Source organism: Streptomyces sp. LBL (genome assembly GCF_029893585.1).
Lineage (GTDB): Bacteria > Actinomycetota > Actinomycetes > Streptomycetales > Streptomycetaceae > Streptomyces.
The window spans coordinates 296887-310440 of the sequence record NZ_JARXYX010000007.1 but is presented as its reverse complement, the minus strand read 5'-3'; the positions used below and the strand labels follow the sequence as shown (position 1 = coordinate 310440).

Annotated in this window: 1 protein-coding gene (only partly in view); it reads right to left on the bottom strand. The window is 69.1% G+C overall.

Features of this window, described 5'->3' with window-relative positions; genetic code table 11:
* The coding region annotated (locus M2271_RS11420) for a lonely Cys domain-containing protein (protein ID WP_280887025.1) crosses the window boundary (this coding region is incomplete at its 3' end): on the bottom strand, positions 1-13554 show 13554 of its 31508 nt. 17954 nt of the annotated region lie beyond the right edge of the window.

The following is a 13554-nucleotide window of genomic DNA, read 5'->3' as shown; positions in this document are numbered from 1 at the left end:
TGCAGACCGGCGATGCGCGCCAGCCGGTCCAGCTCCGCCCCGTACGGCTCCGGCCGCACCTCACGCCACCTACGCGGACGGAGCGTCGGATCGGTGGTGATGAAGTGGGCGTTCCTGGCGGGATGGAAACCGGAGGTCCGGTCCGCCGCGAAGTACGTGTGCCCGGTCTGGTTGGCGACCAGCTGAGCGGCGGAGACAGTGTCCAGCGGATCGAAGGCGGAGGTGTCACGGCCGAGGTCGCCGGCATCCGGGAAACCGTCCGCGACCGCGTCGGCAAAGCACGACATGCCCACGATCACATCTTCGGGGGCAAGCCGCCGCACACTGGGGCGCCGTGTCAGATAGCGCCCGTACTCATCGCCGTCCACCCTCCAGCGCCTGCCATCGACATCCTCGACGGTGAACCGCTTGGGCAACGCGTGCCCGGCCGAGAAGTACGCCTTCAGCCCGGCCCACGGCACATCCTGCGCGCCGCCTTCCTGCGCGCCGGTGATGGGATCGTATGTGAAGTACTTGTCCACGCGGGGAAGGTTCTTGTAGCCGCCTTCCCGCACATACATGTCCTCGTCGGTGAAGATGCCGCGGCCGTGGGTGTCTCCGTCGAGCGCCAGGGTCGCCGTCTTGATCGAGCTGTCCGGGATGAGCGTCCCGTCGGTCGTGCGGAGGAAGCCGTCCTTCGCGGCCTCCAGGTCCTCCGGCCGCAGATCACCCGGACGCCCGGGGAACCAGTCCCCCAGCGGCTTACGGGATTTCCGCGGGTCGGTCACCACGATCTGGCTCAGGCCGGTCTTCGGGTCGGTCTGCGTCCCCACAGCGCCGCTGTGCGCCCACACCGTTTTGCCCAACTTCGCGGCGGCCCCGCGCGGCAGTTCCAGACCCTGGGCACCCGCACCCGGAATCACCAGCACCACCGGAACATCGGCGGGAAGACCCGCCAGATCCGGATCCAGCGCCAACAACCCGATGAACTCATCCATCGGCACCCGCCGGGGAGAGCCACCCGACAACGACACCATCACATGATCATGACCACCCTCGGCCACCACCACATACGGAGGCTTCGCCCCGGCCTTGCGATGCCAGAGCCCGTCGATGGGCCGGCCCGGAGGACCACCCTCCGCCTGGAGGGTGTACGAACGCGTCTCCAGCTTCGAAACCGGCTTCCCCGTCAGATCACGGCCCACACGCCTGCCACTCGGCGAAGTGATCCTGTTGCCCGAGGAATGCGCACCATGCTTCGCCAGGTGGTAAACGCCCAGCTCCGTCAGGCTGTTCGCCCGACCGGCCGCCATCGCCTCATTCACCAGCGCGTACAGCTCCCGCCGCTGCCCACTCCCCACATGATCATCCGCACCCAGATGCAGGACGCGACGCACCAACGGCTCCGGGGCGAACAACCCCCCACTCACCGCCGGATCGGAGTCCGCCCTGCGCAGCGCGTCCAGCCGCTCCACAGCCTCCGAGAAACGCGACCGCGTGACCTCGACCGTCACCCGCCGCCGCTGCTCCCGCCGGTCCCCGTCGCCGCTCTGCCCGTCCCGTACGTTCGCCTTGATCTCGAAGTCACTCACGTCGACCAGCCCGGCGATGGACGGCTCGTCCCGACCGGTCCGGCGCAGGGACCTTCGCATGTTGTCCCGGAGCGCGTCGGCGACGGTCTTCGCCCGCCCGTGAGCCCGGTCGGAGACTCCCCGGCCGGCCCGGTCCCTCGCGGACGCCGCGATACCGCTGTGCCCGGTAACGGCCACCTTGAGGCGGATGACCCCGGCCAGCTCGTCCAGCAGGCCGATCTCGGTCAACCGGTCCGCCAGATCGACGAGGCGGTCACTCTGACGTTCGTCAAGAGCCGAGGCGCCCTCCGAGAAGGTGACGTGGGTGGTCCTGATCCCCTCGTCCTGAGCAGTGGACGGTGCCGCCCCGGACCCCGGCCGGACCGTGGCCCCGGACGCGGACGCCGACCCCGGCTCCGCCCCGGCCCCGGAGGCAGGCGCGGACGCCGACCCCGACGCGCCCCTCCGGTGCGTGGATCGCGTCCGGTCGGGGAGAGCCGCGGAAGGGGCCTCCTTCGGAGCTGAAGGGGCCTCCTTCGGAACAGCGCGGTGGTCATCGACCGTGATGGTCACGTCACGTTCGGTCGCGGGTCCGACGCCACCACGTGCCCGTCCGCCCACTACGGCGATGCGGAACTGGTCCGCGGTGAGACGGTTTCCGTCCACGCCTCCCTGGAACTCGTCCAGTTGTTCCTGCAGGCTGTCCAGCAGCTCCCGCTCGACTTCCTTGGCCCGTATCCGCCCGATCTCCTTCGACCTGCGTTGCCGCGGGCCAGGGTCGCTGCCGCGGTGCCAGGTGACCGTGATGTCCGGCAGGTGCAGGCCCTGATCGGCGCTCCACATCCCCATCCTGGCCAGGGTTCGGGTCAGATCGGGGATGAGGAACTTCTTCTGGTGGGCGTCCACCGTGTGCGAATCCCCGGTGAACGTGACGGTCTGCGGCTTCGCCCTGTGTCCGTGGAGCACCACGGCGGTGAGCGGGTTGGGCTTCAAGGCCTCGCCTGTCGACAGCAGGGCGGCATTGGTCTCGTGCATGGTCTCGCCGGGGCGTCGGCTGAGCATGTTGAAGTACCACTGGTCATCGCCCTTGATCAGGTCGGCGATGCGCCTGACAGCGATCTGGGCACGCGTCTTGGCCTGCTTCAGATTCTCCTGGGCCTCGGTGTGCGCCGCGGTGCCCGGCGTGGCATTCCGGCTCACGGCGTCCGCCCGAGCGGCGGCGGTCAGCGCCTCCACCGCCCGCAAATCATCGTGCAGGACGGTGACTTCTTCCTCAGCCGCCCCATGCCGCCGGGCCGCGTCGAGCTCGCGGCGAAGCTCCTCTTCCAGCCTCCGCAGACGTCCGTCGGTGTCGCGGTCCAGGTTGGCTTCGACGGTCTGGGACAGCAGATCACGCATGAATCCCTTGCGTGAGTAATTCTCCATCGTGATCTGGTGCGTGCCGTCCTCGCTGGCCATCACGACCTTCGCGAAGTGGTAGCCGAAGATGACGCTCGCCTGATCACCGGGTTTGGCGAAGTTTCGGTCCCGGACCGGATTGCCCTGTTCGTCGACGGAGCTGATCGACTGGGTCACATATCCCTCGCCGACCTCAGCCCACGCGTACTCGTTGACACCGATCCGCTCAGCCGCCTGCCTCACCAGTTCCCGTGGCGGATGGTCCTTCCGCTCATGGCTCAGCGCGCTGCCGTAGGTCTCGCCCGGCAGCGGACCGTCCGCGCCCCCCATGGGCCGGTCGTCCGCATGCGCCCGCGCCGACGCCCATCGCGGGGTCACCTCCTCCGGTCGGAGAGTCCCGTCCGCCACCTCGCCGAGCCCCTGCGCCAGATGATGTGTACCGGTTACCTCCCAGACGTCCAGAGCATTGGCCGGAGCCGTGAACACCGATTTCCGGGCGCGGTCGCCGAACACCAGGTGGGAGACGGAGCGGTCACCCGACAGCATGCGCGCGAAGTCGCGGCAGTTCTCCTCCCCCGGCCGACCGTCACGGGTCAGGAATTCCGGCTCGACCTTGAACAAGGGCTCACCACGGGTGCCATCCGCTCTGCGCGGGATGATGGCGACGGACTCATCCGGCTTCAGCCGAAGGTAACTTCCCGAGGCCGCCAGCCGCACGGACGAATCCTCGATGACCTTCCGTGTCGCGTAGACCTGTTGCGCGGCAGAGGCGTCCTCGCCACGGGAATAGATGGCCAGAGTCCGGTCCTCGGAGATGCGCAGCGGGGGCCGTGCGTCGGTGGGAATCTCCACGTAGTCCTGGCCCGGCAGCAGCAGCTTGAGCTGTCGGCGATCCCTTCCACCGAGCGGATTGACCTCCTTGAAGTACTCGTCGCCCGGATGGCGGAAGAGCACACCGTCGTCGCTGGTGTCGATGACGTCGTAGTCGTCGGTCATCAGATGCCTGGTCAGGCCGGAGGCGGAGCGCTCGACCTCACCTGTCTCTTCGGCGTCGTCGCGCTCACTCCCGGCGTTACGCATACTTCGCGAGTTCGCCGGCGTAGGCAGCCGGACAGGCCCTTCCGGGACCGTCAGCCGCGCGGTCGCCTCGTCGTGCGGCCCGGCCGGTGGCGGCGGCAGGTGGGAAGGCAGCTGAGCCGGGGCGCTCGTGGCGGGGAGCGGGCCGAGGTCCTCGTGTCCGCCGCGGTCGTCGAACCGCAGCAGCCGTACGGTGCCGTCGGCGCCGGCCAGCAGCAGATCCACCGGCGCCGACATCTCGTCCGCCAGTTGGGAGACCAAGTCGGCCGGATCACTGCCCAGCGACCGGGCACCGGCCCGCAGCACGATCCGGAAGCCTCCCACCGACTCCGCGGCGAGGGAGGGGATCAGCGCCTCACCCAGCTCATCGGCATCGCGCACCCGGCCGGTCTCGGCCAGGTCCGACACCAGGAATTCCAGCGGCTTCCTGCCATCGGACGGGGCCTCGTAGACCAGCGCGTCCCAGGACGGCTCCACGCCCGGCCCGGACTCCGCATCCACCCGGCCGAGGTCCTCGTGTCCGCCGCGGTCGTCGAACCGCAGCAGCCGTACGGTGCCGTTGCCACCGGCCAGCAGCAGATCCACCGGCGCCGACATCTCGTCCGCCAGTTGGGAGACCAAGCCGGTCGGATCACTGCCCAGCGACCGGGCACCGGCCCGCAGCACGATCCGGAAGCCTCCCACCGACTCCGCGGCGAGGGAGGGGATCAGCGCCTCACCCAGCTCATCGGCATCGCGCACCCGGCCGGTCTCGGCCAGGTCCGACACCAGGAATTCCAGCGGCTTCCTGTCATCGGACGGGGCTTCGTAGACCAGCGCGTCCCAGGACGGCTCCACGCCCGGCGACGCGGAGCGCGAGCGGCCGGACGACTTGTCGTGCGGCCCGGACTTCGCATCCACCGGCGGCGCGGTGGCCAGGGAGCGCAGTACGCCGACGTCCAGCGGCCGGCCCAGGGCGGACGCCCGCGTGGCGGCGTCGGCCAGCGCACCGAGGTGATCAATGCTCACCTCGTCCACCGAAGGGAGCTCGAACACCTCCCGGGCGTAGTCGGTGATCGCCTGGGCGGCGGTGCGGCCCGGGAAGTCTTTTCGGATCCGACTGGTCAGCACCTGACCGGTCAGCGACCGGATCGCGGCCATCCGCGCCAGATCCGCGCTCTCGGGCCCCTGCGACTCGGAGCCGAACAGCGCCCGGTCCGTCCATACCGTGTCGGTCACCTGCTGAAGACGTTCCTCCGCGGTGCCCTCGGTCAGTCCGAAGGCCGCGGCCAGTTGGTCCACCTGCTCGGGGTCCCGCGGCCCCTGAGGCCGGCTGAACCCGTCCCACCGCGCCGAGCGGACATGCCGGTCGAACCGCTCCATGCCTTCCTTGAGAGCCTCGGCGATCTCCTGCACCGTGAACCCGCCGAGGAAGAGCGAGCGCGAGTTCAGCAGCACCGACGGACGGAATCCCTGCTCCAGCAGGAATTTTTGCATCAGTACATGCACATTGACCCGGCTGTTGGCGTCCGTGAACGACTGAAGGATCTGCAGGGCCCGGGTCACCCGGGCGATGGCCCGGAGCTTGTCCTCGGGCCCGACCGCTACCGCCACCTCGTCGTAGTAACGGTCCAGCGCGGCCTGCACCAGCTCACGCGTCTCTTCAGGAGCGTAGGCGATGGCGATCTGACCGCCACGCTGCTGATGGTGGAAGATCACCAGAGGCTTCGGTTCCCCCGGCTTCAGCGGTCCCTCGCTGAGGGAATACACCAGTCGGCGGCCGAGCAGCACCTCGTCCTTGATGTCCGAGGCCAGAGCGTCGGAGCCGGTATCGCGCCTCGTGGTCCTGCCACGAGCGTCGCCCGACCACGTCGTCGCCACGTTCTGCCCGGCACCCGCCACGAGATGCCGCGTGGCCATGTTGTGCAGTTCCTCGTACGCGTCGGCGTCGATACGCGACCAGTCCCGCCCGATGCGCCCGCCGTCGAGTACCTCCCGGTACGCCGCGGTCATGCTCTGCCGGTAGCCGGGATACTTGCGGATGTCCAGCACGGCCCCCGGGTCGCCGGGGGTTCTCCGGAAGGCGTCGTCGTGCACGTTGGCGTCGATGAACAGACGCCACCACGAATCCTCGGACAGCAACTGAGACAGCCGCGGAACGGCGGATTCCGACCAGGGCTCCGGCTCCGCGTCCGTGTAGAACTCCAGGACCCGCTCGTCGGGGAACCGCCCGCCGACGGCGACGCGTTCCCGCAGCTCCTGCTCCGGCAGCGGCGACAGGCGGCTGTAACGGGCCCAGTTGTCGACGTAGTCGAAGCCCAGCTCGCGGCGGTCGGGGTGAGCGTCGTCCTTGGCCCACAGCTCTGTCACCGAAAGGAGTTCGTGGAGCGTGTGGTCACGGTTGGACAGCATCATGCCGACGATTCCCAGACGTATCCACCGCAGGTCCAAGTTCGCTTCCCAGCGCCGGTTGGCGCCCTCGGCGGCGTTGAGCAGGGCGTAGGCGGTACCGGATGCGCCGGTCATGATCAGTCCGCCGGTGCGCTGTGCCGACGCGTGCGGAGAGAGCTCCAGTGTCTGTGGGCTCCCCGGGGTCTCCTCGCGCAGACGGTGCGCGATGCTGGACAGTTCCTCGCCCGACTTCCAGGTGGTGCCGCCCGAGGAGAAGACTCTCTCGGCGGGGCTGAGGGGAGGACGGGCGTACTGCGGGGAGCGCGGCGAAACCCGGTCGGGCGGAAGGCCACGCCAGCGGTGCTCCTCCTTGATCCGCGGCGGGTGGGTGGTCGGTGTCTGCAGCAAGTAGTGGAAGACGTTGAATCGCAGCGCGTTCCACACGACAGTCGACTGTTCGCGGAAGTTGCCGTGCTGGACGACCTCCTCCAGTGCCTGTAGATCATTCCCGACCGCACCGGCCACGATGATCTGATCGGTGCCGAGCATGCCCCGCATCCATGCGGGCGTCTTGTCCCAGACGACACGGGCGAACGCGGCCATCTGCGCGATGACCTCCGGATGCTCCGAGAGGTAGTCACCGAGCCTGCGCTCGTACGCCTCGGCCTCGTGCTGGTAGCGCAGCCGGTAGAGGTCGGCCGGCTCCACCGGTATGGCGGGGCGCCCGTCGGACAGACTGGCGCGGCTCCGATGGCTGTCACCGGCAGGCGGCGGCGCGTGGAAGACGCCGCTGCCGATGTTCAACAGCTTCTTGAGTTTGGCTCTGGTGGACCGCTTGGACTTGGGCGGCGGGGGTGCGGGAACAGCGGACTGCTCGGACGGCGGAGGGGCGGGAACAGGGGGCTCCGGATGGTAGACGGTCTCCACCTGGTTCCAGAACGCCTGGTAACCGTCGTACATGTCGATGTCCGCCACCGGATTCACGTGCGAGGACGCGGCCTCCGGATCGGGACCGAACAGCCGCCTGAGGATCGGCAGCAGCGCCTTCTCGTTGTTCCGCACCCAGTGCGCCGTGTTACGCCGCTTCTGGCCCGTGTACGGGTCCAGCCCGCCGTTCGTGCCGAGGTAGGTGTTGACGACCTGCGCGAAGTACTCGTACTCGTTCAAGGAGCCGTAGTTGGAGGTCTGCTGGCCGGCGCTGTTGACCATCGGCCCGTCCGACCACTTCCCGTTTCTTCCCTGGGCCCGCTTGGCCGCGTACGCGTTCGAGATGACTCGCCGATCGGCGTCGCTCAGCGCGTGCAGATGGATCGTGTGCGCGAACTCGTGCGTGGTCGTGGAGTAACCATCCGCATAAGTCTCCGCGCCCGGCACACTCGTCAGGTCACCGAGGAGATTCTCCTCCGTGACCCCCGTCTGGTTGCCTCCCACCCCCCGCACAACGTCCCAGACACGATGGTCCAACGCAGAGATCTTCTTCCCCGCGATGCCAAGCCACGGCCGCAGCGTCGTCATCGAGACGTCCTTGGGCACGATCACGACACGCTTGCCGTCCTTCAGCAGCTTCACCGCGACCTCGGGATCCCGCAGCATCCGCGCGATCTGCGTCCGCGCCTGATACCCCGCCAGCGCCTGCCGGTCCACGCCCACGGGTATCTGCACCATCAACGCCGCCGCCACCGAAGCGAACTCCGACGCCGAAAGCGCCCTGCGCAACGCGTCCACCGCCACCGGGTCCGACGCCAAGTCCTCACGATCCGCCGGCGACAGCTCGTCCAGCGCCCACGCCCGCTCACCCGACGACATCTTCGGCAAACGAGACGCCAGATCCGCCAGCGCGGCGGGCGGGAGGTTCGCCGGCCCACTCGCCGCGGAACTCGCCGACGCCGACGCCGACGCCGACGACTGCCCGCCCGTGGCCGGTGGCGGGGGCAGATGGGTGGCGATGGGCGCGATGGCGGGAGCCGACGCGGCTGTCGCGGCATCCGCCAGACGCGGAGGCCGGCTCCGGAGCCAGTCCGTCTCCGGAGTGTGGTCCGACGGCTTCCCGGTCATGACGGTGACCATCGTGTTCTCTGCGGGATCGAGCACCGGCTCAGCGCCCCGGGCCGGGGTGTACGTGGTCCGAGCCGTTCCCGACCGGGCGGCGAGGGCTTCGGCCAGTGCGGTCCTCCGGACTCCCGTATGGGTCCCCAGAAGGACGAGGGGAACGGTCAGTGGGAGCCCGTTCAGCGCCGGATCGAACCTGGACAGCGCGGCGATCTCGTCGGCCGGCACGCCCGGGACCGTGGCGCGTGGCAGTCGCATGTCCACGCGTCCGTCGTGACTTCCCCCCAGCTCGAGGAAGAAAAGCCTGGTGGAGGGAGAGTTGGTCGGCGGAGTCCGGGGTAGGTCGCGCTCCTGCCCCTGCGCGAGGGTGCCGTCCTCGGACATCAGGTAATGGTCCGTCACGATCGGACGCGTGAGCGTCTTGCCGCTCCAGTTGCGCCCCTGCATCAGGTTGGCGGTGGGCCGGATCAGCGTGTCGTGGTCCAGTGCGCCCTTGAGTGCCAGGTCGTAGGCGGCGAGCTGCGCCGGATCGCGCGGGTCGAACCCGGAGACCGCGGCCCCCGCCACCAGCCACAACAGCGGCGAGTCCGCGCTCAGCCTCTCCACCGGATCCGGGGCCGGCACCTGAGCCGGAGCCCGATGCAGAACCTTGTCCGCGAGCGCCTTGAGATCCGCGACCTCCCCCAGCGCCTCCAGGGCCATGATCGAACCCCAGAACAGCTTGGCGTGCTCCTCCGCACCGATCCGGTCGGGCTTCACACCCCACAGCACGTCCCGGATCTTCGCCCCGGCCTCGCCCTTGCCGAGCCCGTCGAACAGCTCCACGGCCCGGTCCAGGGTGGGCAGCGACACGAAGTCACGCAGCTTCGTCCTGTCCGCCGCACCCGCCGCGGCCACGCCCTCGGCCGCGTACAACACCGACCGGACATCGTCAGCCTCCACGGCCTCCGTCAGCGGCTTGACGCTGCCCGCCCCGGCCAGATGCCCGCGCGTGACACGGTCCAGCAGATGCAAAGTGAACGGGCCGCCGAGCGCCCGCAGCTCCGGATCCGCCCGGCGCATCCTCTCCAGCGCGACGATCCCCCGCAGCAACCGCTGATAGTCACCCGAAGGATCGTCCTTGTCCTTCTCGACCCCCACCCCGAACGTCTCACGCAGCGCACGCACCAGCCCCAGCGTGGCCTCCAGCGTCACCTCCGAGGCAGGCCAGGGGTCCGTGTGCAGTTCGGTCGTCCGCGCCAGAGCGTCGAGTTCCGTGTCCTCCGGCTCCGGCCACCGCTCCACCCACGCACCCTTCACACCCGACGCCGAGGTGGGGAGCTCGTTCAGCGGTGTGCCGTCCGGGGCGGTGTTCAGGTAGTGCAGCCGGTTGGGCGCGAACACCGGCCCACCGCTCCCGTTGGAAGTCGCCTGAGACATGGAGACCGTCCTGAGTACGTCGAAGACGTACGGGGAGTCACTGCCGGCGTGCACATCCGCGTCGCCCTTCGCGACCGTGTCCGCCCAACAGGACGTCATGACGATCGCCAGCTTCTGGCCGAGCTTCCGCGCCTCCCGGTCCAGCCTCTTGAAACTTCGACGGCGCGCGATGAACCCGCCCCCCTCGCGACCACGCGTGATCGCGACCTTTTCGTCGCGCGTATGCAGGCCGACACGGCCGGGATTGCCGTGTACGAGGAAGTGGTACACTATTCGGCCGCCCCACGGCACCGGCTCCACCGCACCGACCTGCTCATGGGTGACGGGATCGACGTGGGCATTGGTCAACAACTCGTCGAATCGCCTGAGCCAATACTCCCTGTCTTTCAGGTCACGGTTCGTCATGGAGACGCTTCCGATGGACCGGTACCCGGAGACGATGGTGGAGATCTTGATCTGCCGGTCCGGAACACGCCGGCCGTCTATCACGGCCACCTCGCCGCCGGCCATCTCCTCCGGAATCTCGCCGGACGCCGTCAGGAACGGCCCCAGATCGTCGGGGAAACTGACCATCCAGGTCCCGCGTGGCAGGTCCTCCGAACGACGGTCGGACATCGCGATGACGGATTTGTGATGCGCCGGATCCGTAGGGGGCTTCGCCGGGTTCGTGGGCAGCAGGTCGACGGTACCGCTGTGCGACCACACCTTCTTCCCCGAACGGGCCGAGGCCAGGTCCGGCATCTCCCGTCCCTGGTCACCACCGTTCGGCACCACCAACAGGACAGGCACTTCCGGACCCAGCTTGGCCAGATCCGGATCCATCGCCAGCAGTTCGGCGAACTCCTCCAGCGACGCATGGATCGTCGTACCGCCCGGCCCCGGCACCATCACATGATCGTGGCCACCCTTGGCCACCACCAGGAACAACGGTCCCGACGCCAACTCCCCGGGCACCCGCCACGGCGCCTCGGGGGCAGACACGAACTGGCCGTCCTTCGTCTCGGCGAAGGTCGCCGTCTCCACATCCGTGACCGGCGTGCCCGTGCCCCTGAAGTCACGCCCCGTCACCCGCCCACCGGACGCGTTGATACGCGTCCCGTCACCCAGCAAACCCAGCTGTTGCATGTGATACGCGCCCAACGCGGCCAGGTTCGTCGCCCGCCCGTCCCTGATCGCGTCAGTCACCAGCTGGTACAGCTCGGCCCGGTCGTTCTCGTCGACGGTGGCGGTCTCGGACCTGTGCAGGATCCGGTTCACCAGCGACTCCGGATCGAACGCGACGCGGACCGAACCCGATACTCCGCCCGCGAACCGCGGACTGAGCCGATCCAGTGTGGAGAGGGCCTCCATGTGGGGCGGCAACCCCACCTCGACCGTCACCTGCCCGTCCGGCACCCCCCCACCGGCGGCGTTCGGACCCCGGTCGTCGACAGTGATGTCGAAGGAGCTCGCCATCAGGTCGTCCGCGTCCAGGTACTCCAGCGCCTCCTCCAGATGCTGACGGAAGGCGGCCTCGACGGCCTCGGCCTGTGGCAGGCCCGGCATCACCCCAGCACTGTCGCCGTATCCGGTGATCCTGACAGCTATCGGCGCGTGGAAGGGCGCGAGGCCCGCCAGGGAGCTGAGCACCCCCGCCCGTGCGACCTGACGGGCCAGTCCGGCGACCTCGGCGGCCTGACCCGTGGTCAGGGCTCCGAAGCCGCCTGCGAAGGGAAGCCTGGTGAACGCGGGGGGCAGCGGCGTATCGGGAGAGATGATGGCGGACGCGTCGCTGTCGTCGCTGTCGTCACTGTCGTCACTGTCGTCACTGTCGTCACTGTCGTCACTGTCCTCGCTCTCCTCGCTGCTCTCCGCGACGTCGCTCTCGTAGTCATCACTCTCGGTGTCGCTGTCGGTGTCGCTGTCGCTGTCGTGGAAGGAGCCGCCGGGGTCGGCGGTGGCGGCCCATTCGCCGTCATCATCGCTGTGGCTGTCGGCCACGCCGTCACCGTCGGCCTCGGATTCACTCGCGTAGGACGACGCGGCCGCGGTGACGGGGGCGGCCTCGGTGACGGGGGCAGGGACGGGCTCGGGCGCGGGTGCCGCGGTATCCGCCAGAGGCGGAGGTTCGTTCCGGAGCCAGTCCGTCGCCGGGGCGTGGTCCGACGGCTTCCCGGTCATCACGAGGACTGTGATGTTGAAATTCGGATCGAGCACCGGCTCAGCCCCCAGGGCGGGGGTGTACACGTCCCGGGCCGTGCCGGACCGGGCGGCGATGGCGCCGGCCAGATCAGTCCTCCAAGCTCCCGTATGGGTCCCCAGCAGAGCAATGGGCTCGGACAGTTGGAGCCCGTTCAGTTCCCGGTCGTGCTTGAGCAGCGCGGCGATCTCGTCGGACGGCACACCGGGGACCGTGCCGCGTGGCAGCCGCATGTCCACGCGTCCGTCGTGGCTGGCTCCCAGGTCCAGGAAGAAGGGATTGACGGGCGGCGGCGGGAGCTTACCCGGATCGACATTCTTAGGGACCCACGGCAGAGAGCGAGGCTGCGCCTTGGCGATGGTGCCGTGCTCCGACATCAGGTACTGGCTCGTGAGGATCGGCCTGGTGATCGCCCGGCCGCTCCAGTTGCGCCCCTGCGGAGGGCCGGATTTGGGCCATGTGAGCAACGTGTCCTGGTCCAGTGCGCCCTTGAGTGCCAGGTCGTAGGCGGCGAGCTCCGACGGATCGCGCGGGTCGAACCCGGAGACCGCGGCCCCCGCCACCAGCCACAACAACGGCGAGTCCACGGTCAGACCCTGTACCGGATCCGGGGCCGGCACCTGGGCGGAATCCCGGTGCAGAACCTTGTCCGCGAGCGCCCTGAGATCCGCGACCTCCCCCAGTGCCTCCAAGGCCATGATCGAGCCCCAGAACAGCTTGGCGTGCTCCTCGGCGCCGATCCGGTCGGGCTTCACACCCCACAGCACGTCCCGGATCTTCGCCCCGGCCTCGCCCTTGCCGAGCCCGTCGAACAGCTCCACGGCCCGGTCCACCGTAGGCATGGAAACGAAGTCACGCAGCTTCGTCCTGTCCGCCGCACCCGCCGCGGCCACACCCTCGGCCGCGTACAACACCGACCGGACATCGTCAGCCTCCACAGCCTCCGTCAGCGGCTTGACGCTGCCCGCCCCGGCCAGCTGCCCGCGCGTCACACGCGCCAGCAGATGCAGAGTGAACGGGCCGCCGAACGCCCTCAGCTCCGGATCCGCCAGGCGCATCCTCTCCAGCGCACCTACCCCCCGCAGCAACCGCTGATAGTCACCCGAAGGATCGTCCTTGTCCTTCTCGACCCGCACCCCGAACGTCTCACGCAGCGCGTGGACCAGACTCAGGGTGGTCTCACGCGTCGCCTCCGAGGCAGGCCCACTGCCGGTGTGCAGTTCGGCCATCCGTGCCAGAGCGTCGAGTTCCGTGTCCTCCGGCTCCGGCCACCGCTCCACCCACGCACCCCTCACACCCGACACAGAGGTGGAGATCCCATGCCGCCTGTTGATGCCCTGGTCAGAGTGCACGTAGTGCAGCCGGTTGGGAGCGAACACCGGCCCACCGCTCCCGTTGGAGACCCCTTGGGACATGGAGAGCGACCTGAGCACGTCGAACACGTACGGCGCGTCACTGCCGGCATTCATGCCGGCGTCGTCCTCCGCGCGCGCGTCCGCCCAGCAGGACGGG